The organism is Streptomyces violaceus (assembly GCF_036014075.1).
GTDB lineage: Bacteria > Actinomycetota > Actinomycetes > Streptomycetales > Streptomycetaceae > Streptomyces > Streptomyces violaceus.
Genome location: NZ_CP107911.1, coordinates 8,333,487 through 8,357,672, shown reverse-complemented (window position 1 = coordinate 8,357,672; position 24,186 = coordinate 8,333,487). Strand labels below are relative to the sequence as shown.

The window sequence follows — 24,186 nt, the reverse complement described above, 5'->3', positions numbered from 1 at the left end:
CTCAGCCGCGGACCAGCCGCCACTCCTGTGAGCCGTCCGCGACCTCGTTCTGCAGGGTCAGCGGCGCCCCCCGGGAAGCTCCCGTCAGATACAGGTCCTTGTTCTTCACCGCTTGGAGCCTGTAGTACCCACCGGTGGTTCTGATGAGATTCCAGCTGCCCGCGGCGCTGTCGTCGACCCACTGGCCGATCCGCTGCCCGGCGGAAGCGGTACCGGTCCAGATCGCCGCCGCCCGGCCGCCCGACTTGTTCAGCAGGGTCGTACCGCCCCGCGGTTCGCTCACCACGTGCCAGTACTGGGTGTCCTTGTTCGCGGCCGAACCGGCGTCCTCCAGACGGACGTCGGGGACGTCGCCGTTGCCGATGTTCGCGTCGTTGGTCCTGCCCCCGGTGCCGATCACCTGCCCGGTCCTGCGGTTCACGAGCCGGTGGTAGGCGCCCTCCGAGCGGCCGAGGTCGACCTCGGCGTGGGCGATCACCGACGTGTCCTGGTTGTTGAGGATCACGATGCGGCCGGTGCCCTCGACGTACTGCAGGTTGCGGCTGTATCCGGCCCGCGAGGTCGTCTGGTACTCCTTCCACACGCCGTCACCGCGTCCGCTCTCGTTGACCCACACGTTGCCGCTGCCCGCCGCGTTGTAGACCAGGCGCCCGTCGGGTAGCCGGATGACCACGGGGCTGCCGTTCGTGCCGAGCGGGCGGGAACCGGTGTCGACCGGCAGGGAGGTCACGCCTTCCCCACTGGGCGAGCCCCGGTAGAACTTCAGCGGGTCGTCGGCGAGCACGTACCTGGTGTTGGTTCCGCCGCCCCAGTACTCGAAGGTGAGCAGCCACTTGCCGTCCGAGGTCCGGACGACGTTCGTCATGCCCGGCCGCCCGCCCCCGATCTCCGTCTTGCCGCCGCCCATGTCCTGGGTGAGTCCGGCGATGTCGACGACGGGATCGCTCCACTTGGCGTCGCGGCCGTCCCAGGTCTTGTGGACGAGGATCTGACCGTGCGAATCCGGGGCCGTGCCGTTCGCCGGGTCCGGTGTCGGCACACCGGTGACGGGATCAAAGCCGAGGTAGTCGTTCTCGTCGGAGTAGTAGCAGACGAGCCGGCCCTTGTGGACCATCAGGTACGGCTCCCAGAGGGGGTCCACCTGCCGGTGCGTGTTCGCGGCGGCGACGTTCCGGCCGACCGCGCCGGCGCTGCCGCCCTGCCAGCCGCCGGTCGCGATGACGTTGACGACCTTCCACGTGCGGCCCTCGTCCGTGCTGGAGTACAGGGCGATCGCCAGGTCCTTGCGGTCCCCGTCGTTGGACGGCGTCCAGTTCGGGTCGGCTGCCTTGTGCTCCTTGTAGTAGTGGTCGTCGCCCGACACGACGCTCGCGAGGAGCAGCGTGCCCTTCTTCAGCTTCCCGACGGCCTGCGGCAGCACGTAGAGGTACGGGTTGGTCCAATTGCTCGTGTACTTGGCGTACTTGGGGTCGCTGGAGAGGTATGCCGGGGCCTTGACCTCCGACAGCGGCTGCCAGGACGTGCCGTGGTCGTCGCTCCTGTGGACCGGGAGCGTCTCGCCGTCGGCGCTGCCCGTCTCCGGTACGACCGTGGCCTTCTCGAACGAGGCGACGAGACGTCCGCTCGGCAGTTGCGCCGACTTCGGATAGACCGCGCAGTTGCCCCGGCCCTTCAGGCACGGCTCGTCCCCGAGCTGGTACAGGATGCCGCCCGTCGGGTTGTAGGCCTGGGCGGTGGCCATGGGTATCGCCAGCAGCGCGGCGGCCGCTGTGATGCTGCCGAGCACCTTGGCCGGTCTTCCTCCGTACATGGCCCCTCCACCTTCGGCGTTGTCGTATGACTGCGCAGTCAGAGGGGAGTCTGTGGGGGCGTGACGCCGCAGTCAAGACTCCGGCGACATCTGGTGAGGGAGGGCTCCGATGACGGTCGTGTGCGGTGAAGGGGGCGGCTCTTGAACGCCCGTGGGCGGATCGTCGCCGTATGGGCGGGGCTGTGCCTGGCCGGTCTCGGTGCCACCCTCGCCCTCAATGGCCCTGCGTCCACGGACGAGTCGGAGTCCCCCGCCGGCGAGCCGATGCCGACCGGCACACAGGCCTTCGACTGCCAGGAGATCGCCGCCTTCATCGAAGAGGCCCGTGCCGAGGCCGGTCGCGAGCGGCGGGACGCGGTCGACTCGTCGCCGACCGCGGCGTACCAGTCGGTCATCGTCGGGGACGTGGCCGTGCCGGAGGAGTGCGCGGACGAACTCGAGGATCTCGGTGGGGAAACACCCTGAGCGCGGGCGCCGAGGAGCAGATCGCCGTCGCGGAACTCAGGTGTCGTAATCCACCGTCAGGGCGTCGGAGACCGGGAATGACTGGCAGGTGAGGACGTAGCCCGCGTCGACCTCGGCCGGTTCGAGGGCGAAGTTGCGCCGCATGTCGGCCTTGCCGTCGGTGACCAGGGCGCGGCAGGTGCCGCAGACGCCGCCCTTGCAGGCGAACGGCAGGTCCGGGCGGGTCTGCTGGGCGCCTTCGAGGATGCTCCGTTCCCGGGGGAGGGCGGAGGTGGTGGAGCGGCCGTCGAGGGTGACGGTGACCTGGCTGACCGGGCCGGTCGGGCCGGTCTCGGCGTGATGGACCTCGCGCACGGGCTCGTCGTCGGCGTAGAACAGCTCCTGGTGGACGCGGTCGGCGGGCACGCCGAGTCCGGCCAGGACCTGCTGGGCGGCGCGGACCATGCCGTGCGGGCCGCACAGCCACCAGTGGTCGGCGGAGGGCGCGTCCACCAACGCGTCGATGAGGGCCGACAGCCGGTCGGCGTCGAGACGGCCGGAGAGCACCTCGGCCTCGCGGGGCTCGCGGGAGAGGACGTGGGCGAGCTGGAACCGCGTCGGGTAAAGGTCCTTCAGGTCGGCGAGCTCGTCGGCGAACATCACGGTGCCGGTGCGGCGGTTGCCGTAGAGGAGGGTGACCGTCGAGCGGGAGTCGGCGGCCAGGACGGACTCGGCGATGGAGACCATGGGCGTGATGCCGGAGCCGGCCGCGATCAGGACGTGGTGGCCGGGGGCGCTGAGGTCGGGCGTGAAGGCGCCGGTGGGTGCCATCACCTCGACGGTGTCGCCGGGGCGTACGTCGCGCACCAGCCAGGAGGAGAACAGGCCGCCCGGTACGACGCGTACGCCGATGCGCGGGGCGGTGCCGGCGGGTGAGCAGATCGAGTACGAGCGGCGCTCGTCCCGGCCGTCGATCTCGCGCCGCAGGGTGAGCGACTGGCCGGGCTCGAAGGCGAACTCCTCGGCCAGCTCGGCCGGGATGTCGAAGCTGACGGCTGCCGCGTCCTCGCACAGCGGCTGCACGGCGGCGAGCCGCAGGGGGTGGAAGACCGGACGTCGGCGGGCACGCGCGCGTGCCGCCGGGGCGGGGGCCGGCTCCATCAGGTCGTCCATCAGATCTCCTTGACGTACTCGAACGGCTCGCGGCAGGCGAGGCAGCGCCACAGGGACTTGCAGGACGTGGCGGCGAAGCGGGAGGTCTCCTCGGTGTCGTGGAAACCGCAGCGGGGACAGGGCACCGAGCGGCGGGTCGGCGACAGCACGAGCGGGACCGGGCCCGAGGCGCGCACGGGTGCGGCCCCGGGCGGGGCGATGCCGTGCTCGGCGAGCTTGCGCCGGCCGTCCGCCGTGATCCAGTCGCTGGTCCACGGCGGGTCGAGGACGGTGCGGATCTCCACGCGCGCGTAGCCCGCGTCCCTGAGCCGGACGGCCACTCCGGCGCGCATCTCCGCCATCGCCGGGCAGCCCGAGTAGGTCGGGGTCAGGCTCGCGACCACCGTCCCGTCCGGGGTCAGGGACACGTCGCGCAGCACTCCGAGGTCGGCCAGGGTGAGCATGGGCAGCTCGGGGTCGGGCACCTGCTCGGCGATGCGCCGGGCCCGCCGCGCGTCCAGGAGCGTCGTCACCATGTCGCCTCCGGGTGGGCGCGGGCGATGCCCTGCAACTCGGCCAGCAGCGGGGCGAGATGCTCGGTGTGTTCCCCGGTGCGGCCCGAGCCGGGCAGCGGCCGGTAGACGGGCATGGGCAGTCCGGCCGCCTCGGTGACCTGGCGCAGGACGGCGACGACCTCGTCCCGTACGTCGTACGCCGTGAACAGCTCGCCCAGATAGGGCGACACCTGTTCCAGCGCCCTGCGCGTCCGGCGGTGCGACTCCTCGGTGCCGTCACCGAGACGCACCACCCACTCCGCCGCGTACTGCCGGTGGTACGCCAGCTCCTTCACACCCTTGGCGGCGATCGCGGCGAGCACCGGGTCCCGGTGGGCGTTGAGGCGCTCGAAGTACGCGAGGCGCCAGCTCGCGAACACCAGCAGCCGTACGGTCGAGAACGCGAAGTCGCCGTTGGGCAGTTCGGCCAGGCGTACGTTGCGGAAGTCGCCGGCGTCCCGGAAGTAGGCGTAGGCGTCCTCGCCGCGGCCGGTGCCGTCGATCTGGCCCGCGCGGGCGTAGAGCAGGCGGGCCTGGCCGAGCAGATCGAGTCCGATGTTGGCCAGCGCCACCTCCTCCTCCAGCTCGGGGGCCCGGGTGGTCCACTCGGCGAGGCGTTGGGCCGAGACCAGGGCGTCGTCGGCCAGGGTGACGCAGAGGGCGGCCAGTTCACCTGCGTCGACACCGTCGGGCACGGCCGTGTCCACGCCGTGCAGGGGGTCCTCGAAGCCGGTGCCGTAGGCCCAGCGGGTGTCGTCCTCGTGTCCCTCGGCGAGGGTCATGTAGACGTGGTCGTCACTCATGCCCTCTCCTTCAGATGTGTGGGACGTCGGCGGGGATGTCGTAGAAGGTCGGGTGCCGGTAGACCTTGTCGGCGCTGGGTGCGAAGAACGGGTCCTTCTCGTCGCGGGTGGAGGCGGCGATGTGCTCCGAGCGCACCACCCAGATGCTCACGCCCTCGTTGCGCCGTGTGTACAGGTCGCGGGCGTGGGTGAGCGCCATGCGGTCGTCGGCGGCGTGCAGCGAGCCCACGTGGACGTGGTTCAGGCCGCGCTTGCCGCGCACGAACACCTCGTACAGCGGCCAGTCCTGCTTCTCGGACGGCTTCTCGGACGGCTTCTCGGGGGTCATGCCACCGCTCCCTTCTGTGCGCGGGCCGCCTGCTTGGCGGCGTGGGCGGTGGCCGCCTCGCGCACCCAGGTGCCCTCCTCGTGGGCCGTGCGGCGTCGCTCCGTCCGCTGGGCGTTGCACGGGCCGTCGCCCTTGATGACCCGCATCAGCTCGTCCCAGTCGGGGGTGCCGAAGTCGTGGTGCCCCCGCTCCTCGTTCCAGTGCAGCTCCGGGTCCGGGAGCGTCACGCCGAGCTTCTCGGCCTGCGGGACGGTCATGTCGACGAAGCGCTGACGCAGTTCGTCGTTGCTGTGCCGCTTGATCTTCCAGGCCATCGACTGCGCGGAGTTGGGCGAGGCGTCGTCGGGCGGGCCGAACATCATCAGCGACGGCCACCACCAGCGGTCCACCGCGTCCTGCACCATCTCCCGCTGCGCCGCGGTGCCGCGCATCATCGTCATCAGCAGCTCGTAGCCCTGCCGCTGGTGGAACGACTCCTCCTTGCAGATCCGCACCATCGCGCGCGCGTACGGCCCGTACGACGACCTGCACAGCGGCACCTGGTTGCAGATCGCGGCACCGTCCACGAACCAGCCGATCACCCCGACGTCCGCGAAGCTCAGCGTGGGGTAATTGAAGATCGACGAGTACTTCTGGCGGCCCTCGATCAGCCGGTCCGTGAGATCCGCACGGTCCGCGCCCAGCGTCTCCGCCGCCGAGTACAGGTACAGGCCGTGACCGGCCTCGTCCTGGACCTTCGCGAACAGAATGGCCTTGCGGCGCAGCGACGGGGCGCGTGTGATCCACTCGCCCTCCGGCTGCATGCCGATGATCTCCGAGTGCGCGTGCTGCGCGATCTGACGGATCAGTGTCTTCCGGTAGCCCTCCGGCATCCAGTCGCGCGGCTCGATCCGCTGGTCCCGCGCGATCGTCGCGTCGAAGTGCTGCTGGAGAACCGGCTCGGCGCCGTCCGCCCCCGCGGGGCTGGAGCGTGTCGTATCCATCCGTCTCACTTCCCAACCGACCATTCGTTCGGTACATGATATGACAGGCCCGGGCGCCTTGGTAAGCCCTCGACCCTTGACATGCACGGAGTCGGTGGGATTACTTGGCAGCGTCGAAGCTAACCGAATGTTCGGTCGGTAGACAAGGTGGTGCGAGAGGTGACCCATACCGCTGACGCGACGCCGGCCGCGGAGGCGATGTTCGCCGCGGACAAGGCCTCCGGCTGCTACGACGTGAGCGTGCCGCGGGGCGACGGGGTGATCGCGGAATTCCGAGGCCGCAGCCGCACCATCGGGAGCACGAGCGCGAGTATGACGTCGAAGGAGTCGCGATGACCGGGCAGCGGCGAGGTGAGCCCCTCCCCCACGATCTGCTGGACGACGTCGAGCGCCTCACCCGCGAGCAGCTGCGCGAGCTCCAGCTCGACCGGCTGCGCCGAAGTCTGCGGCAGGTCTACGACAACGTGGAGACGTACCGCAAGAAGTTCGACGCCGCCGGGGTCACGCCGGAGGACTGCCGCTCGCTGGAGGACCTGTCCCGGTTCCCCTTCACGACCAAGGCCGATCTGCGCGACACCTACCCGTTCGGCATGTTCGCCGTCCCCATGGACCAAGTACGCCGCGTCCACGCCTCCAGCGGCACCACCGGCCGCCCCACGGTCGTCGGCTACACGGAGAACGACGTGTCGATGTGGGCGGACCTGGTGGCCCGCTCGATCCGGGCCGCCGGCGGGCGACCGGGGCACAAGGTGCACATCTCCTACGGCTACGGGCTGTTCACCGGAGGTCTCGGCGCGCACTACGGGGCAGAGCGCGCCGGGTGTCTGGTGATCCCGGCCTCCGGGGGCATGACCGCACGCCAGGTGCAGATCATCCAGGACTTCGAGCCCGAGATCATCATGGTCACACCGTCCTACATGCTGACGCTCCTCGACGAGTTCGAGCGTCAGGGCGTCGACCCTCGCTCCACCTCCCTGCGGGTGGGCATCTTTGGCGCCGAACCGTGGACGGAGGAGATGCGCCGCGAGATCGAGGACCGCATGGACATCCACGCGGTCGACATATACGGCCTGTCCGAGGTGATCGGCCCGGGGGTCGCGCAGGAGTGCGTGGAGACCAAGGACGGGCTGCACGTGTGGGAGGACCATTTCCTTCCCGAGGTCGTCGACCCGATCACGGGTGAGGTGCTACCCGAAGGCGAGGAGGGTGAGCTGGTCTTCACATCCCTGACCAAGGAGGCGTTGCCGGTCGTCCGCTACCGCACCCGGGACCTGACCCGGCTGCTGCCCGGCACGGCCCGGCCCGCCTTCCGCCGCATCCAGAAGATCACCGGCCGCTGCGACGACATGATCATCCTGCGCGGGGTGAACGTCTTCCCCAGCCAGATCGAGGAGATCGTCCTGCGCACGCCCGGCGTCGCCCCGCACTTCCAGATCCAGCTGACCCGGCGTGGCCGCATGGACCATATGACCGTCCACGTCGAAAGCCGCCCGGGCACGCCCGCCGACCGGCACGAGGCCGCCGCCCGCGCGATCGCGCAGGACGTCAAGGACGGCGTCGGCGTCACCGTCGACGTGGCGATCGTCGAGCCGGAGACGCTGGAGCGGTCCGTCGGCAAGCTTCGTCGCGTGAAGGATCTGCGCGCGAGTTGAGGCCCTATCGCTCGGTCGCCGGGCAGCCGGTTTCAGTGGACTGGTCAGGCAGATAGCGGGACTGTTCCAGTGAGGTGAGCGTGGTGTCGATGGCCCCGCAGATGTCGCGTATCGCGCGGGCCGGGTCGGGCAGGTCGATGTTCCACAGCTCGACGGAGGTGCCCGCGCTGATGGCTAGGGTGTGCCCGTCCGGGCCGAACGTCACGGCTGCTGCGCGGGAACGGGTCGGCAGGGTGCGTCTGATCTGGCTGGTGGCGAGGTCCCAGAGGTGGACTCCTCGTTCGTTGCTCGCGGCCAGGGTGCGGCTATCGGGGCTGAAGGCCAGCGCCGCCACCTCACCGCTGAGACTGAAGCTGTCCTGGAGCTGACCGGTGCGTGCGTTCCACGTCTTCACGGCTCCCTTGGCGCTGCTCGCGCTGGCCAGGGTGTGGCCGTTCGGGCTGAAGGCGAGGGACAGCACCATTCGGGCGCTCGGTTTGATAGTGCGCTGGGTCCGGCCGGTCGTGACGTCGAGCAGTCTGATCTGTTCGTCACCGGCCCTGACATGCACGACGGCTAGTGTGCGGCCGTCCGGGGAGAACACCAGCGTCCTGACGGGTTCGCCGTGGCCCGGGTAGGCGGCGTGTAGTGCGCCGGTCGACAGGTGCCAGATCCGAACCGATCCGTCGTGGCCGACAAGGGCGAGCCGTGTCCCGTCGGGACTGAAAACCGCCGTGTCGATGTTGCGCAGGGCACGCCTTTGAAGAAGGCGGCCCGTGGTGACCTCCCGGACTTCGTTCACCTCGTTCTTGGTGGCCCGGGCAGCCAGGGCGCGTCCGGTCGGGCTGAACCCCACAGCTCCGAAGCGGTGAACCATGAACGGCAGTTGCTCTCTCGGCGGTGCCGGTTCGGTGTCGAGTCTCAGTGTGTCGTCGCGATCGCCGGTCCTGGCATCCCACAGCTCTACCGCCCCACGGCCGGGTGGTGCTTGGCGAACCGTCGCCGCCGTATGTCCGTCCGGGCTGAATGCGATGTCAGAGATGAACGTGGCGGCATCGCCTGGCAGCGTGAGTTGCGGGCGATCGGCAGACAGGCGGTAGACACGGATGGCGGGGTCCCGACTGCTGCTGGTCACCAGGGTGCGGCCGTCCATACCGAGGGCCACGTTCGTCAGCCCTCGAACACGATGACCAACGATCACGGTGCCTCGCGCCGCGCCGGACACGGTGTCCCACAGTCGCACGGTGTCCGCACCGCCCCGGATGGCGAGGGTGCGCCCGTCCGGCGCGAAAGTCACGTCATTCACGCCGATGGGACGGTCACTGATGGTGCGCCGGACTTTGCCGGTGGCTACCTCCCGCAACTGCACCGACGACCTGTCGGGGCGGACCACAGCGTAGGTCCGGCCGTCAGGGCTGATAGCAACGGCATAGCCATCGATCGGGCTCTCGTGGGAGGTCCGGGTGCGGCCGGTGACCACGTCCCACACCCGCACCTGTCCGTTGTAGCCTGCCGCGACGACGGTGTGCCCGTCGGGGCCGAAGGCGACCGCCCGTGGGGCGTCGCTGGTGAAGCTGCGCCGCGTGCGGCCGGTGGCCACGTCCCACATCCGTACAGCCGACCCGGATGCGGCCGCCACGGTACGCCCGTCAGGGCTGAAGGCCATTCCCCTTACCGCACCGTCGGGGACGGTGAAGGTACCGCTTCTCCTGCCGGTGGCCGGATCCCACAGGCCGATCACCGCGCCGGCGTCACCGGAGGTCACGGCTGCGAAGGTGCGTCCGTCGGCGTTGAGCGCCACGACTTCACTGGTTCCAGGGCCAGTGAACGTATGCCGGAGCCGTCCCCCGGGCAGTTCCCAGATCCGCACCTTGCCGTCTTTGCCGTGGGTGGCGACGGTACGTCCGTCCGGGCTGACGGCAAGGGATTGCACGGGTTTCTTTCCGCCGACCAGACGCTTTCGCAGCGGTAACGCCGCAGCGTCATACAGAGCGGCGGCGGCTTCCCGCGTCGGACTGGTGCGGTAGGCATGAACAGCGAGCAGCGAGGCGAGATCGGGTTCAGAATCCAGCAGTACACCGGACTGCGCGGCCAACTGCCGTGACTGAGCCACGTGCTGGGCACTCACCGCGCTCTCCCACTGCCCCACGGCAAGACCCGCGGCGACGAGCGCGAGGCACAGCGCGGCGGTGACCGCGGTGAGCACCAGGCGGTACCGGCGACGGCCCTTCTGCTCATGGGCACGGCTGGCGTCGAGGAAGGCGTGCTCCAGGTCGGTCAGCTCCTCGCGCGGTGCGCCGCCGAAGTGTTCCCGGGCGGCGGCGAGCCGGCTCCCCCGGCACAACGCGCCCTCTTCGCGACCCAGTTCCTGCCAGGCGTGGGCCGCTTCGGTCAGGTCCCGGTGCACACGAAGGCGTTCGCGATCGTCCTCGATCCACCCGCGCAGCCGGGGCCAGGCCGTGATCAGGGCCTCGTGGGCCATGTCGACCGTGTCGCCGTCGAGGGTGAGCAGCCGCGCCGCGGCGAGTGCGTCGACCACCCGGGCGGTGTCGTCCCGGCCGGTGCCGGGCAGTTCCGCACGCTCGACGGGACGACGCGTGTCGGGGGTGCCGTCACCGGGGGCGACCAGACGCAGCAACACCCGGCGGGCGGCAGCCGCCTGGCCGTCGGTGAACCGGCCGTAGACCTCCTCGGCGGTCCTGGCGATCGCGCCGTGCAGGCATCCGGCCGCCTCGTAGCCCGCCAGGGTCAGTGTCTTGCCGCGGCGACGGCGCCAGGTCTCCAGCAGCGCGTGGGACAGCAGCGGCAGTCCGCCCGGCGCGTCGGCGACCTCCTTGACCAGCCGGGCGGTGAGGGCGCGTTCCACGGTCAGTCCGGCGGCCTTGGCCGGTTTGACGACTGCGGCCCGCAGTTCGGCCTGGCTCATCGCTCCGGCCAGGAGGTTGGCATCGCGCAGTGCGTCGGCCAGCTCGCGGTGCTCGGCGCAGCGGCCGTAGAAGTCGCCGCGCACCGCCAGCAGCACCCGCAGGTGGCTCTCCGGCTGGCGGGCTGTCAGCAACAGGTCGATGAAGCGGGCGCGTTCGGCCGCGTCGTGGCAGAGCGTGAAGACCTCCTCGAACTGGTCGACGATCACGAACGTGTCCGCTCCGGCGCTGCCGTCGTGGGGCGTTGCCGGGGTGAGGAGGGGTGCGTGGTTGCGGGCGGGGCGTTCGCCCGGTGTCAGGATCCGGATCGCGGCCGGGCGCAGGTCCGGTTCCTGAGCGTGCTGGAGGACGGGTATCAGGCCGGCCCGTAACAGGGAGGACTTGCCGCTGCCTGAGGGGCCGAAGACCGCGGCGAACCGCCGTCGGCGCAACAGGTCGACCAGGTCGGCGGTGAGCTGGTCCCGGCCGAAGAACAGGCCGCTGTCCCCGGTCTCGAACCGTGCCAGGCCCCGGTACGGCGGGAGGGATTCACCGTCGTCCCGGGAGTCGTCGGCGGCGGACTCCTCCACCGCCTCCCTCCACCGGGCCTCCCATGCGGCCGGGTCTCCGCCGCACGCCTCCGCATAGGCGAGGGCCACCGGCAGCGTCGGCAGCCGCTCGCCTCCCGCCGCCTGCGCCAGCGTGGTCACCGAGTAGCCCGCCCTCCGGGCCAGCGCCCGGTAGGTGATCCCGTCCGCCTCCGCCCTCAGCTTGCGCAACTCGAACGCGAACCGCTGCACCGGTCCCGCCGCCGGATCCACCGGCACCTCATGACGCCCCGCCATGCCTTCCCCCCCTCCGGCCCGCCTTCATTGTCAGGCCGCCAGAACGGTACTGCCGGACAATGATCCAGCCGCTGAACTCGGCCGCATGGAATCCCCACCCCCCGTCCCCGCCTTCCCGACGCATCCCTCGCGGCTGGCCTGGCTTGACGCGTTGCGCGGCATCGCCGCACTCGTCGTGGTGTTCGACCACTCGTCGTACACCTTCATGCCGGAGTTCCGGCGTGAGCTGATGCCGGAGTTCAACACCAGCCGCTACGGCATCATGGTGTTCTTCCTGGTGAGCGGCTACATCATCCCCGCCTCGCTGGAGCGCCGGGGCTGCGTCCGGACGTTCTGGGCCGGACGGATCTTCCGCGTGTATCCGCTGTGGGCGGCTGTGGTCACCGTGCTTCTCGTCCTCGACTTCGCAGGCGTCGCGGAGCTGCGTGACTTCGGTGGGCAGGGCGCCGTCGCCGTGGCGGTCGCCCACGGGACGATGCTCCAGGAGTTACTGGGGACGCCCAATCTCCTGCTCGTCCTGTGGACGCTGTCGTACGAGATGTCCTTCTACCTGCTGGTCGTCGCTCTGTTCACGGTCCGCCTGCACCAGCGGTCCGCGGCGGTCTCGGTCGTCCTGGCCGGGCTCGCCGCCGTGAGCGTGACGGCAGGGGTGGTGCTGCCGGTCTCCGCTCTGTCCGGCCTGGTCGGCACCCGCCCGCTGATCGCGTTCGCGTCGATCGCCATGGTGGCGGCCATCTGTTGCGCGAGCGCCGGGTCACCCGTGCTGCGGGTGTTCGGGGGTGTGCTGGGCGGGGTGCTGGCGCTCATCCTGGTCCCGTTCAACGGGACGGTCCCGCTGTGGGAGGGCCTGGTGATTCTCGCCGTGATGTTCCTCGGCACGGCCGTCTACCGTGCCGAGAACGGTCAGATCGCATGGCGCGACGCGGCCGGCACCGCCGTCTTGGTGGTCGCCTGTGCCGTGGGGAGTGCGTACTGGTACGGCGACGGTGACCATTTCACGCGACGCGGCTGGATCGCCGCGTTCGTGCTGGCTGTGCTCACCTTCGGCGCCGGACTGTGGTCGCGCCGCCTGCGCATACCCCGGGTGCCGGCCGGACTGGGAACGATCAGTTACTCGGTCTATCTGGTGCATCCGGTGCTGCTGGCGGTGATCGACAGCACGATGGGCCGACGGCGGCAGGACAGTCTCGTGCTGGAAGTGGTGTTCTTCGCCGTGCTGCTGCCCCTGTGCCTGCTGACCTACCGTGGCGTCGAAGTGCCCGGCCAGACCTGGGGCCGCAGGTGGGCTCGCCGCGTGCGGCCACGCGACGAGCGTCAGCGGCACCCCGCCTCGCAGGCCGGAGCGTGAGCCGCGGCGCCGGGATCGATCGCTGCGGCAACGGCTGCTTCGGATGCGGCCGGCTTGCGGATCAGGAGCAGGGCCGCGTCGTCGTGCAGTCGGCCGCCGACGTGGGCCAGCAGCTCGTCGTGGAGTGCGCCGAGGGTGCGTGCCGGCTCGTGGGAGGTATGGCGCTCCAGTCCTTCGGCGAGCGGGTAGAAGGCGCGGCCGTGGTCGCGGGCCTCGGTGACACCGTCGGTGTAGAGCAGCAGCTGGTCGCCGTCGGCGAACGGGAGCGCCTGGAGGCCGGGCGCGTGGCCGGCCAGGGCGCGCAGTCCGAGGGGCGGGGACGGCAGATCGGGCTCGACCGGTGTGACGCTGCCCGAGGCGCTCACCAGGAGCGGAGGCGTGTGCCCGCAGTTCACCACCTCCAGATGGCCGCCCGGCGGATATCCGGCGACCACGGCGGTGACGAAGTCGTCGTGGCCGAGATTGCGCGTCAGGCTGCGCTCGATCCTTTCGACCACGGCGAGCAGGTCGGGCTCGTCATGGGCGGCCTCGCGGAAGACACCCAGCACCAGCGCGGCCGTCCCCACGGCGGGCAGGCCCTTGCCACGCACATCACCGACGATCAGCCGCACCCCGTGCCGGGTGGGTATCAGCGCGTAGAGATCCCCGCCGATGCGGGCCTCGGCCGCCGCGGCGCTGTAGCGGACGGCCACCTGGAAGGGACCGACGTTCGCCGGTACGGGCCTGAGCAGCGCGTGCTGGGCGGTCTCCGCGACCGAGCGGACGGCCGCGAGCACCCGTTCGCGGCGCCCGCGCAGCACACTGGCCAGGCCGCTCGCGAGCGTGACGGCCATCAGGGCCGACAGCACGGCGGCCAGTTCACGGCCCGGAACGCCGTCCCGGACCCCGAGCAGCGCGCCGAGCACCGCCGCGAGGAGGCCCACGCAGACGACGCCTCGCGGCCCGTTGGTCGTGGCCGCGAGGGCGGGCCCGGCGGCGAGCAGCGGCAGCCAGATCATCCCCGCGCCGTCGGCGAGGTCGGCCAGCAGAACGGCTGTGACGACCAGGACGGGCAGGACGGGCACACCGGCGGCCAGCTGCGCAAGGGCGCGTCTGCGGGCCGAATCCCCGGCACCGGCCACTCGGCTCGTGGACGGCCCCGCGGGCCGGTGGTCGGCACCAAGGTCACGCGCATGGCTCATGTTCTTATCCGTGTCCCTCACCTGTGTGCGGGGTGCGAGTCTGGGAGCACACCCCTGAAATGTCTGATTAATCCAGAAAAAGGGGTGACCTGGGGCACCGGCAAGGAGCGGATTTTCAGATAGTGAGCGAGAGGCTCCGGGTCACCCGGCTCGCGGTCGGGAGCAGCCGCTCCCGGACATCCTGGAGCCGGGAGAGCCGGTTCACCGGCAGGGAGACGCCGAGGGAACCGAGCATGTCCCCGCTGTAGACCGGGACGGCGACACAGACCGTGCCGAGGGCGTACTCCTCGAGGTCCGTGACGGCCGGAGCCATGGGCGCGGTGTCCAGCCGCCGGAGCAGTTCCGGCAGGCTGGTGATCGTCCGCGGGGTGAGGTCGGCGAGCTGGTGACGGGAGAGGTAGTCATTACGGGCCTCGTCGTCCAGTTCCCGCAGCACGGTCTTGCCCAAGGCGGTCGCGTGTCCCGCGTCCTCGAAGCCCACCCAGAGATCGACGCGGGGCGTCCCGGGGCCGTCGACGATCTCGGCGACCCGGATCTCGCCCTCCTCGTAGAAGGTGAGGTAGGCGGCGGACGCGAGCTCGTCCCGCAGCGCGCCGAGCGTGGGCCGGACACGGCTGAGCAGCGCCTGCGCCCGGCCGGTGGTCCGCAGCGTCTGCAGCTTGTCGCCCAGGACGAACCCGCCGTCGTCCAGCTTCCGCACGTACCCGTCGTGGACGAGTGTCCGCAGCAGGTGATAGGCGGTGGCCAGGGGCAGGCCCGTCTCCCGTGCCAGCTGCTTCGCCGGCGCGCCGTTCTCGTGCGCGCTGACCGCCTCCAGCAGGCGCATGGCCCGCTGGACGGACGTGATCAGCGTAGGGCCGGCTTGCTCAGCCATAGGACCAGCGTGCGTCAGCCGTACGGAGGGGGCAAGGCGGCCGGCCGTCCCGCCTCGACCCACCCTCGGCCCCGAGCCGTCATTGCGTTTGTAACGACTTCTTCACAGCCGAAGGGTTGGCTTGAAACCGCCTGCTCGCTATCGTTCACGGACTTCACTCAATCGTTCAGCGAACGAATAGCGACAGGGAAGGTCGGTTCATGTCCGACATCCACCACCCGGGGCGCCGCTCGGTGCTCGCCATGGGCGCCGCCGGTGCGGCCTCGCTCGGCGCGTCCTGGCTGCTGTCCGGCTGTTCGGGCGCCACCGCCGCTCCCGTACTGCCGGACGCCGCCCGGCAGGGCACGCCCGACCGCGGCGGCACCCTGCGGATCGCCCGTCCGCCCGCCTCCGACGCCGAGACCCTCGACCCGGCGAGCTCCCTGTCCGCCTACGAGTACCTGGGCGCCCTGTACAACCGGCTGGTCCGCATCGGCGCCGACGGCCAGGTGGCGCCCGACCTCGCCGAGTCCTGGGAGCCGGACAGCGCGGCGCGCACCTGGACCTTCCGGCTCCGCAAGGGCGTCACCTTCCACAACGGCCGGGCCTTCACCTCCGCCGACGCCGCCTACACGCTGCGGCACATCCTGGACAAGGCGACGGCGTCCCCGCAGGCCGGCGTCCTCGCCCCGCTCGTCGACCCCGGGCGGCTGCGCACACCCGACACCCACACCCTCGTCGTGCCGCTGAAGGCCCCGAACGCCGAGTTCCCGAGCCTGCTCACGCACTACAACTGCTACGTCGTCCCCGAGGGCAGCGGGAAGTCCATCGGCCGCACCGGCATCGGCACCGGCCCGTTCCGGCTGGAGTCCTTCGCACCGGCCGGCCCCGGCCGCGTCACCGCGTACAAGGACCACTGGGCGGGCCGCCCCGTGCTCGACGCGATCGCCTTCTACTCGGTCGCGGACATGTCCGCCCGCTCGAACGCCCTGCTCGCCGGGCAGGTCGACCTGCTGTCCCAGACCAACCTGGACTTCGCCACCGCCCGCGTCGTGGCCGCCTCCGACCGCGCCACCATCGCCCGGGTGAAGAACGCCCAGTGGTACGTGCTGCCGATGCTCACCACCGACAAGCCCTTCACCGACGTCCGCGTCCGCCGGGCCATGAAGCTCGCCTACGACCCCGAGCACATCGTGAAAGCCGCGCTGCAGGGCGCGGGCAAGGCCGGCTGGGACAACCCGGTGCCCCCGGACGACCCGGCGCACATCTCCGCGCACCCCGAGCACGATCCGGAGCAGGCGCGGTTCCTGCTGAAGAAGGCCGGTCACGAGGACTTGGCCGTCGATCTGTACACCTCCGCGTACGACCCCCTCTTCACACCCATGGCGCTCGCCTACCAGGAGTCGGCGAAGCGGGCGGGCGTCCGGATCCGCGTCAAGACGGCGTCGGCGGACTCGTACTACACACAGATCTGGATGAAGCAGCCGTTGATGGCCACTTACTGGTACACCGGCCGGCCCGTGGACCAGCTCTTCAACCAGGTCTTCCGCAGCGGCTCCTCGTACAACGAGACCGCCTGGTCCGACAAGGGCTTCGACGCCCTGCTCGACCGGGCGCGTGCCGAGACCGACTACGCCAGGCGCCGGGACCTCTACGGCGAGGCGCAGAGCTGGGTGATCGACAAGGGCGGCGCGATGACACCGATGTTCGCCGACCGGCTCGTGGGCATCTCGCGCAAGGTGCGCGGCTACGCCGAGCACGGCTTCGAGTTCGACTACCTCGGCATCGGCCTGAAGGGGGCCTGACCATGCTCTCCTTCGTCGCCCGCCGGATCGCGGCAGCGCTCGGCACGCTGCTGCTCTCCTCGCTGCTGGTCTTCCTCGCCGTCCAGGCCCTGCCCGGGGACGTCGCCACCCAGGTCCTCGGCAAGGACGCGACCCCGCAGGCCGTGGCCGAGCTGCGCGGCAGCCTCGGACTGGACCGGCCCGCCTTCGAACGCTACGGCGACTGGATGTGGGGCGCCCTGCACGGCGACTTCGGCACGTCCCTGGTCTCCGGGCAGGCGGTCGGCGGTGACGTCGCCCAGTACCTGGGCAACTCCGCGCTGATCGCCGCCATCACGATCCTGTTCGCGGTGACCGGTTCGCTGCTGCTGGGCATCCTCGCCGGGCTCTACCGCGAGCGCTGGCCCGACCACCTCATCTCGACGGTCAGCCTCGTCGGCATGAGTGTCCCCGAGTTCGTCGTGGCCACCGTCCTCGTGCTGTGCTTCTCGGTCGCGCTGCCGTGGTTCCCCGCGGTCGTCCTCTACGGCCCCGACGCCACCGTGGGCCAGCTCCTGCCCGCCGTCTGGCTCCCGGCGCTCGCCCTCGCGGTGGTGATGGCCGCCTACATCGTCCGCATGGCCCGCACCTCGGTGATCGACGTGATGGCGAGCGAGTACGTCACCACCGCCCGGCTCAAGGGCCTGTCCACCTGGCGGGTCGTCACCCGGCACGCCCTGCCCAGCGCCCTGCTGCCCGTCCTGCACGTGATCGCGCTCAACGTGGCCTGGCTGCTGGGCGGTGTCGCCGTCGTCGAGAACGTCTTCAACTACCCGGGCATCGGCAAGCTGATGCTCTCCTCGGTGCAGAACCGGGACCTGCCCGTCATCCAGGCCATCGCCCTGATCAGCGCCGTCGTCTACGTCGCGTGCAACCTCGCCGCCGACCTCGGCGCCATGGCCCTCAATCCCAGGCTCCGCACCCGAAGGAGGACCCGATGACCACGGTCGACACCGTCCGGGCCGACGCACCGGCCCCGCGCGCCGCCCGTGCGTGGCGCACCCTGCGCTCCTCGCGCGCGGCCGTCGTGGGGCTCGCGATCGTCGCCGCCCATGTCGTGATCGCGCTGCTGGCCCCCCTGCTCACCTCGTACGACCCGATCGCGGGCAACGCCTCGCAGGCCCTGCTCGGTCCGGGCGGGGAACACTGGGCGGGCACCGACCAGTACGGCCGTGACGTCCTCGCGCGTGTCCTGTACGGCGGCCGGTACGCGCTCGGGGTGTCCGTCGCCGCCACCGTCGTGAGCGTCGCCCTCGGCACGGTCATCGGCTGCGCTACGGCCCTGCGCGGCGGCTGGTTCGACGACCTGATCGGGCGGGTGCTGGACGCCGTGCTGGCCATTCCGGCGGTGCTGGCGCTGCTCGTGGTCGTGACCGCGCTCGGCACCGGACCGGCCGTCATCGTCCTCGCCGTCGCGGTGGTCTTCGTCCCCCAGGTGGTGCGGGTGGTGCGCGGCGCCGCCCTGGCGGTGGTGCCGGCCGACTATGTGACCGCCGCCCGGGCCCGCGGGGAGGGCACCTGGCCGATCCTGCGGCGGGAGGTCCTGCCGAACATCGTCGACGTGGTGTGCGTCGAGTTCGCGATGCGCGCCTCCTGGGTCGTGCTGCTGATCTCCTCGCTGTCCTTCCTCGGCTTCGGCGCCGACCCGCCGACGCCGGACTGGGGCCTGATGGTCGCCGAGAACCGCACCGCCATCACCGTCGTGCCGATGGCGAGCGTCGCGCCGATCGTCGCCCTGGCCACGCTCGTGATCGGACTCAACCTCGCGGCCGACGGCCTCTCCAAGGCCTGGGGCGTCGACCGGATCAGGGAGGGCCTGTGATGACCCCGCTCGTCTCCGTCGACTCCCTGTCCGTGGCGTACCGCTCCGGCGGTCGTCGGATATCCGTGGTGCACGAGGTGTCGGTCGAGGCCGCCGCGGGCCGGACGCTCGCGCTGGTCGGCGAGTCCGGCAGCGGCAAGTCGACCCTCGCCGCGGCCCTGCTCGGGCATCTGCGGCACGGCTCCCACGTCACCGGCGGTTCGGTGACGGTGGACGGCCGGGACGTCTTCGCCCTGTCCGCGCCCGAGCTGCGGCGGCTGCGCGGCCGGACGGTCGCCATGGTCGCCCAGAACGCGGGCCAGGCGCTGACCCCCTCCATGCGCGTCGGCCGGCAGATCGCGGAGGCGGGCGGCGACATCCCCGTCACCGATCTGCTCGACCAGGTCCGGCTGCCGCGCCCCGCCGAGTTGGCCCGCCGCTATCCGCACGAGCTGTCCGGCGGCCAGCAGCAGCGCGTCGCCCTCGCCATGGCCATCGCCGCCCGCCCCAAGGTGCTGGTCCTCGACGAGCCGACGACCGGCCTGGACGTCGTCACCCAGCGGGGCGTGCTGGACCTGATCGCCGCCCTGCGCGACGAACTGGGCCTGGCGGCCGTGCTGGTGAGTCACGACCTCGGCGTCGTCGCGCACCTGGCCGACGAGGTGTGTGTGCTGAAGTCGGGCCGCGTGGTGGAGTCGGCGCCCACCCGGCGGTTGTTCGAGACGCCCCAGGAGCCGTACACGAAGCGGCTGCTGGCGAGCGTGCCGCGGCTGGACGACACCGGTCTCGCCCTCGTGCGCGAGACGGGCGAGCGCGAGATCCGCCCGAGGGCCGTCGTGCCCGAGGACGCGCCGGTCGCCGTCTCGGCCCGCGACGTCACGGTCGACTACGGCAGCTCCCGTGCCGTGGACGGGGTCTCCTTCGAGGTCCGGCGCGGTGAGGTCCTGGCCCTCGTCGGCGAATCGGGCAGCGGCAAGTCCACGCTGGCCTGGACCCTCGCGGGGCTGCGCACCCCGTCCGGCGGCGCCATGACCCACGAGTCGGGCGATCTGGCCCGGCCCGCGCAGCGGCGGCCGATGTCCCTGCGGCGACGGGTGCAACTGGTCTTCCAGAACGCGGACACCTCGCTCAACCCCCGGCGCTCGGTGGGCGACGCCATCCGGCGTCCGCTGCGGTTCTTCGGCACGGCCGGCGGCCGGGCGGAGTCGGCCGAGCGCGCCCGGCGGCTCATCGCCGACGTACGCCTGGACCCGGCTTTCGCCGACCGGCTGCCCGCCCAGCTCTCCGGCGGCCAGCGGCAGCGCATCGGCATCGCACGGGCGCTGGCGGGCGAGCCGGACGTCCTCATCGCCGACGAGATCACCACCGCGCTGGACGTCTCCGTCCAGGCCGACGTGCTGCACCTGGTCGACGACCTGCGCCGGGAACGCGACCTGGCCTGTCTGTTCATCAGCCATGACCTGGCCGTCGTGCGCGGCATCGCGGACCGCGTCGTCGTCCTGCGCGGCGGTGTCGTCGTCGAGGAGGGCCCGACGGAAGCCGTCTTCTCGGCTCCTCGGCACCCCTACACGTGCCAGTTGATGGCGGCCGCCCTCGAACCCGACCCCGACGCGCAGCCGCCGGTCGAGGCGGCCCCCGACTGGACCGACGCCGCCCAGGAGGGCGAGGCGTGGACCGATCACGGCGACGGCCACCGCGTGCGCCGCTGGCGGCCCGCCGGCGCCCCCGACGACAACCCGACCGCTCCCGTCGCAGAAGGAGTTTCGTGAAGTACCGCGACCGGTTCGAACGCCAGGTCGTCCGCGAGGACGTGTGGATCCCCACCCGGGACGGCACGACCCGCCTGCACGCCCGCGTCTGGCGCCCGGCCGACGCCGAGTCGGATCCCGTCCCCGCGCTGCTCGAGTACCTGCCGTACCGCAAGAGCGACTGGACCGCCCCGCGCGACGCCCAGCGCCACCCCTGGTACGCCGGTCACGGCTACGCCTCCGTCCGGGTCGACGTCCGCGGTCACGGCGACAGTGAGGGCACGCCCGGCGACGAGTACGACGCCCAGGAACTCGCGGACGGCGTGGACGTCGTCAACTGGCTCGCCGCACAACCCTGGTGCACCGGCAAGGTCGGCATGTTCGGCATCTCCTGGGGCGGCTTCAACTCCCTCCAGATCGCCGCCCTCGCCCCCGAACCGCTCAAGGCGATCGTGACGGTCTGCTCCACCGACGACCGCTACGACAACGACGTGCACTACACGGGCGGTGCCGTCCTCGGCATCGACATGCTCGCGTGGGCCGGCACCATGCTCGCCTTCACCGCACGCACGCCGGACCCCGCGAACGTGGGTGCGGACCGCTGGCTGCCCCTGTGGCGCGAGCGCCTCGAGGCGCTCGAACCCTTCCTGCACACCTGGCTGGAGCATCAGCAGCGGGACGACTACTGGCGGCACGGCAGCGTCTGCGAGGACTACACGGCGATCGACGCGGCCGTCCTCGCGGTCGGCGGCTGGAACGACCCGTACCGGGACACCGTGCTGCGGCTCGTGGAGCACCTCCCCGGCGACCAGGTGCGGGGCATCATAGGCCCCTGGTCGCACCAGTACCCCGACCGCGGACTGCCACCAGGCCCGGCCATCGGGTTCCTCCAGGAGACCCTGCGCTGGTGGGACCAGCACCTCAAGGGCGTCGACACGGGCGTCATGGCGGAGCCCCTGCTGCGCGCCTGGCTGGGCGACCCCGTACCGCCCGCCCCGTCGCACGAGGAGATGCCCGGCCGCTGGGTGAGCGACGCCGAGTGGCCCAGCCCCGACGTCACCTGGGACACCCGTCCGCTCGGAGAGAGCCGCGACCCGGTCCTCGTGCGCTCTCCGCAGCACACCGGCCTCGACGCCGGCCGTTTCTTCCCGTTCGGCAACGCCGCCGACCTGCCGCCCGACCAACGCGAGGAGGACGGGCGGTCCGTCTGCTTCGACTCCGCGCCCCTGGACCGGCGCGTGGAGATCCTCGGCCGGCCTCGTGTCCGGCTCCGCCTCGACAGCGACACCCCGCGGGCCCATGTCATCGCCCGCGTGTGCGACGTCGCTCCCGACGGCTCGTCCACGCTCGTCACCCGGGGCGTGCTCAACCTGCTCAGCAGGGAGGGCCGTGAACACGCCGTCGAATGGACTCCGGGGACGTACGAGGACGTCGAGTTCGAGCTCAACGGCATCGGCTACGCCTTCCCGCCCGGCCACCGCGTCCGTGTCGCCGTCTCCGACGCGTACTGGCCCTGGGTGTGGCCGCACGGCGAACGCGGGGCGCTGCACGTCGTTCCCGCCGACAGCGCGGTCCTGCTGCCCGTGCGCGAAGCCGCCGACGAGGTCTCCGTCCGCTTCGAGGAACCGGAGCAGGCGGTGCCGCTGCCGGTCACCTACGACACTCCCCCGGACCCCCGCCCCGAGCGGCTGGTCACGCACGACGTCGCCAAGGGCGAGTGGACCCTGGAGGTCGACCCCGGATACGGGGGGTCCCGGACGTACCCGGACGGGCTGCGCTACGAGGAGAGCGCCCGCGAGACGTACACCATCCGCACCGACGACCCGCTGTCGGCGCGCGCCGTCTCCGAGTGGCGCATCCGGCTGCGGCGCGGGGACGACTGGGACGCTGAGATCATGGCCCGGACCGAGCTGCGCGCCACGGCCGCGGAGTTCATCATGGACAGCCGTATCGAGGCACGGGGGAACGGAGAGACAGTGGCCGAGCGCGCATGGCACCGCACCACCCCGAGGACGTCGGGATGACGGGCGCCGAGCAGCCGCGGCAGGGCGGGAAGGGCCCGCGCCGGGCCGTCGCCGCCCGCGACCGGACCCGGCAGCCCACCGAGGTGCGACGGCGTCTCATCGTCGACGCGGCCGTCCCGCTGATCGCGGAGCGCGGCTACAAGTCGGTCGGCGTGCGCGACGTGGCAGCCGCGGCCGGGGTGTCCGTCGGCACGGTCACCTACCACTTCGACAGCGTGCAGGAGGTCCTCTCCGAGGCCATGGTGCTGCACATCGAGCAGTACTACGCGGCGCTCAGCGAGGCCGCCGAGCACGCGACCAGCGGGGCCGAGGCGCTCAGGCTGCTCGTCGACGCGCTGTTCACCGAGGACACCGACCGGCACTGGCGGATGTGGTTCGACTTCTGGCACGCGGGCGAGCAGAGCACGGACGAGACCTTCGCACGGGGGCAGGCCGACCGGTACGCGGCCTGGCACCGGCAGATCCGCGCCCTGGCCGAACGGGGCGTCGCCGACGGCGAGTTCAGCAGTGACGACCTCGACGGCTTCACGGCCCGTTTCGCCGCCCTCGCCGACGGCCTGGCCCTGCAACGACTGCGCCAGGCACCTCCTCTGACCACTCAAGAGGCACGGCACCACCTCAACCGGTTCATCGAACGGGAACTCGTTCCGCGATCACCCACGTGATGGAGCTCGCAGCCGTGGCGGTGCGGTCGAGGCGCGGACGACGAGTTCGACCGGTGGGTCGTCCGGCGGTGGCAGGTCCGTGCCGGGTGTCTCGATCGCCCGCACCAGGAGCCGGAGCCCCTCCCGCGCCACCGCGTCGAAGGGCTGGCGCATCGTGGTCAGCGGTGGGGTCACGTAGGCGGCGACGGGGATGTCGTCGAAGCCGGCCACGCTGACGTCGTCCGGCACGTGCCGCCCGGCTTCCGTCAGGGCGCGGATCACGCCGATGGCCATGTCGTCGTTGGCGGCGAACACGGCGGTGACGTCATCGGCGGCGGCGAGCTCCCGTCCCGCCTCGTAGCCCGACGCGGCCGACCAGTCGCCGGTGAGCACGGGCGGCTGTTCCCTGCCCCGCGCGGCGAGGGCGGTTCGCCAGCCCTCCAGGCGGTCCCGAGCGGCGAACCACCGGCCGGGGCCGGCGACGTGGTGGACCGTCGTGTGGCCGAGGTCCAGCAGATACTCGGTGGCCGTCCGGGCGAGGAGTTCGGCCCCTACCCCCGCGGACACGGTCCGGGTGCCGCCGAAGACAGCGGGGGCGCCGAGGACCAGGACCGGAACGTCGACGCTGAGGGAGACCGCTCCCTCGTCGATCGGCTCCGAGACGACGATGCCGTCCACGCCCTGTTCCAGGAGGGACTCCACGGCGCCGGCGGCACCTCCCACGTCGCCTTCCAGCGTGTTGACCACCCGGAGGGCGTATCCCGCGTCCCGAGCGGCCCGCTCGATGCCGATCAGGAGTGACGCGGGCCCGTAGAGCGCGGTTCCGAGCGTGACCACGCCGATGGAGCGGGTCCGCCCGGAGGCCAGCGCACGGGCCGCGCTGTTCAGCCGGTAGCCGAGCTGGTCGGCCGCTTCGAGCACCCGCCGGCGCACCTCGTCGGAGACGTACCGCTCCCCGTTGAGGACCCTCGACACCGTCTTCTGCGAGACGCCGGCCAGCCGGGCCACGTCCACACTGCGCGGCGCGGAACCACCGGTCCGTGCTCCCACTCGAGTCAAGGTGTCTCCCCCGGTCCGGATACGACTGCGCAGTCATAGGTTCGCAGCCGAGCGGGCCAGGTCAAGACCCGCCCGGTACCTCACCCGTCGAAGTCCGCGTGATGCCCGCCCCCGGTGACGTCCCAGGCCCACAGACCGGCGAAGGCGCCGGTGAAGCCGAGAGTCCGGATGTCGAATACGTTCGCGAGCAACGCGGACCTGAAAGGTTTTCCGGGGCTCTCACCGCGCCGTTCACTCACTCTCCGGACGCAT

General features: G+C 71.5%; 21 protein-coding genes. 10 read left to right on the top strand and 11 right to left on the bottom strand.

Features of this window, described 5'->3' with window-relative positions; translation table 11 throughout:
- Window position 1: 1 nt before the first annotated feature.
- Window positions 2-1,741 carry an RICIN domain-containing protein gene (locus OG542_RS37660; protein ID WP_408057883.1) on the bottom strand — a complete coding sequence of 580 codons (1,740 nt, stop codon included), beginning with the start codon at window positions 1,739-1,741 and terminating at the stop codon, window positions 2-4.
- A 210-nt stretch (window positions 1,742-1,951) separates the two neighbouring features.
- Here OG542_RS37660 and OG542_RS37655 point away from each other — a divergent pair, with 210 nt between their 5' ends.
- The gene (locus tag OG542_RS37655; RefSeq protein WP_328416947.1) at window positions 1,952-2,275 is read left to right on the top strand and encodes a hypothetical protein; all 324 of its coding nucleotides are present in this window, start codon (window positions 1,952-1,954) and stop codon (window positions 2,273-2,275) included.
- Window positions 2,276-2,311: 36 nt separating this feature from the next.
- Here the strand turns inward: OG542_RS37655 and paaE are convergent, their stop codons facing one another.
- The 5 genes from paaE to paaA are packed head-to-tail and all read right to left on the bottom strand — an operon-like array spanning window position 2,312 to window position 6,074.
- Window positions 2,312-3,427, bottom strand: a complete 1,116-nt coding sequence (gene paaE / locus OG542_RS37650) for a 1,2-phenylacetyl-CoA epoxidase subunit PaaE (protein ID WP_328416945.1) — start codon at window positions 3,425-3,427, stop codon at window positions 2,312-2,314.
- On the bottom strand, window positions 3,427-3,942 hold the full coding sequence (paaD, locus tag OG542_RS37645; protein WP_328416943.1) for a 1,2-phenylacetyl-CoA epoxidase subunit PaaD: 516 nt from the start codon (window positions 3,940-3,942) through the stop codon (window positions 3,427-3,429). The genes paaE and paaD overlap by 1 nt, the downstream gene beginning before the upstream one ends.
- Window positions 3,936-4,763, bottom strand: coding sequence for a 1,2-phenylacetyl-CoA epoxidase subunit PaaC (paaC, locus tag OG542_RS37640; RefSeq protein ID WP_328416941.1), 828 nt, complete (start codon window positions 4,761-4,763; stop codon window positions 3,936-3,938). Before paaC ends, paaD begins: the two co-directional genes overlap by 7 nt.
- Before the next feature lie 10 nt (window positions 4,764-4,773).
- Window positions 4,774-5,091, bottom strand: coding sequence for a 1,2-phenylacetyl-CoA epoxidase subunit PaaB (paaB, locus tag OG542_RS37635; RefSeq protein ID WP_328416939.1), 318 nt, complete (start codon window positions 5,089-5,091; stop codon window positions 4,774-4,776).
- Window positions 5,088-6,074, bottom strand: a complete 987-nt coding sequence (gene paaA / locus OG542_RS37630) for a 1,2-phenylacetyl-CoA epoxidase subunit PaaA (protein ID WP_328416936.1) — start codon at window positions 6,072-6,074, stop codon at window positions 5,088-5,090. The genes paaB and paaA overlap by 4 nt, the downstream gene beginning before the upstream one ends.
- Before the next feature lie 159 nt (window positions 6,075-6,233).
- On the opposite strand from paaA, the gene OG542_RS37625 reads away from it, so the two are divergent.
- Entirely contained in the window at window positions 6,234-6,410 is a 177-nt protein-coding gene (locus OG542_RS37625; RefSeq protein ID WP_328416934.1) for a hypothetical protein, read from the top strand.
- Window positions 6,407-7,726: a phenylacetate--CoA ligase PaaK gene (paaK, locus tag OG542_RS37620; RefSeq protein ID WP_328416932.1), complete on the top strand. Its 1,320-nt coding sequence runs from the start codon at window positions 6,407-6,409 to the stop codon at window positions 7,724-7,726. The genes OG542_RS37625 and paaK overlap by 4 nt, the downstream gene beginning before the upstream one ends.
- Window positions 7,727-7,730: 4 nt before the next feature.
- Here paaK and OG542_RS37615 read toward each other — a convergent pair whose 3' ends face one another.
- Complete coding sequence (locus OG542_RS37615) at window positions 7,731-11,453, bottom strand: nSTAND1 domain-containing NTPase (RefSeq protein ID WP_328416930.1); 3,723 nt, start codon at window positions 11,451-11,453, stop codon at window positions 7,731-7,733.
- Between the two features lie 85 nt (window positions 11,454-11,538).
- On the opposite strand from OG542_RS37615, the gene OG542_RS37610 reads away from it, so the two are divergent.
- Entirely contained in the window at window positions 11,539-12,801 is a 1,263-nt protein-coding gene (locus tag OG542_RS37610; protein WP_328416928.1) for an acyltransferase family protein, read from the top strand.
- Here the strand turns inward: OG542_RS37610 and OG542_RS37605 are convergent.
- Window positions 12,768-13,982 carry a PP2C family protein-serine/threonine phosphatase gene (locus OG542_RS37605; RefSeq protein ID WP_328416926.1) on the bottom strand — a complete coding sequence of 405 codons (1,215 nt, stop codon included), beginning with the start codon at window positions 13,980-13,982 and terminating at the stop codon, window positions 12,768-12,770. The two genes, OG542_RS37610 and OG542_RS37605, sit on opposite strands and share 34 nt — an antisense overlap.
- A gap of 115 nt (window positions 13,983-14,097) precedes the next feature.
- A complete protein-coding gene (locus OG542_RS37600) occupies window positions 14,098-14,856 on the bottom strand; it encodes an IclR family transcriptional regulator (protein WP_328416924.1) in 759 nt (252 codons plus the stop codon).
- A gap of 200 nt (window positions 14,857-15,056) precedes the next feature.
- On the opposite strand from OG542_RS37600, the gene OG542_RS37595 reads away from it, so the two are divergent.
- Genes OG542_RS37595 through OG542_RS37570 form a run of 6 tightly spaced genes read left to right on the top strand, consistent with a single transcriptional unit; the run spans window position 15,057 to window position 22,896 of the window.
- The gene (locus OG542_RS37595; RefSeq protein WP_328416919.1) at window positions 15,057-16,640 is read left to right on the top strand and encodes an ABC transporter substrate-binding protein; all 1,584 of its coding nucleotides are present in this window, start codon (window positions 15,057-15,059) and stop codon (window positions 16,638-16,640) included.
- A 2-nt stretch (window positions 16,641-16,642) separates the two neighbouring features.
- Window positions 16,643-17,599 carry an ABC transporter permease gene (locus OG542_RS37590; protein WP_328416917.1) on the top strand — a complete coding sequence of 319 codons (957 nt, stop codon included), beginning with the start codon at window positions 16,643-16,645 and terminating at the stop codon, window positions 17,597-17,599.
- Complete coding sequence (locus tag OG542_RS37585) at window positions 17,596-18,480, top strand: ABC transporter permease (RefSeq protein ID WP_328416915.1); 885 nt, start codon at window positions 17,596-17,598, stop codon at window positions 18,478-18,480. Before OG542_RS37590 ends, OG542_RS37585 begins: the two co-directional genes overlap by 4 nt.
- Window positions 18,480-20,228, top strand: a complete 1,749-nt coding sequence (locus tag OG542_RS37580; RefSeq protein ID WP_328416913.1) for an ABC transporter ATP-binding protein — start codon at window positions 18,480-18,482, stop codon at window positions 20,226-20,228. Before OG542_RS37585 ends, OG542_RS37580 begins: the two co-directional genes overlap by 1 nt.
- Window positions 20,225-22,231, top strand: a complete 2,007-nt coding sequence (locus tag OG542_RS37575; RefSeq protein ID WP_328416911.1) for a CocE/NonD family hydrolase — start codon at window positions 20,225-20,227, stop codon at window positions 22,229-22,231. Before OG542_RS37580 ends, OG542_RS37575 begins: the two co-directional genes overlap by 4 nt.
- Window positions 22,198-22,896, top strand: coding sequence for a TetR/AcrR family transcriptional regulator (locus OG542_RS37570; protein ID WP_328416909.1), 699 nt, complete (start codon window positions 22,198-22,200; stop codon window positions 22,894-22,896). The genes OG542_RS37575 and OG542_RS37570 overlap by 34 nt, the downstream gene beginning before the upstream one ends.
- Here OG542_RS37570 and OG542_RS37565 read toward each other — a convergent pair.
- Window positions 22,885-23,889: a LacI family DNA-binding transcriptional regulator gene (locus OG542_RS37565; protein ID WP_328418269.1), complete on the bottom strand. Its 1,005-nt coding sequence runs from the start codon at window positions 23,887-23,889 to the stop codon at window positions 22,885-22,887. The two genes, OG542_RS37570 and OG542_RS37565, sit on opposite strands and share 12 nt — an antisense overlap.
- Window positions 23,890-24,014: 125 nt before the next feature.
- Window positions 24,015-24,173, bottom strand: coding sequence for a beta-xylosidase family glycoside hydrolase (locus OG542_RS37560; RefSeq protein ID WP_328416906.1), 159 nt, complete (start codon window positions 24,171-24,173; stop codon window positions 24,015-24,017).
- Between the last annotated feature and the right edge of the window lie 13 nt (window positions 24,174-24,186).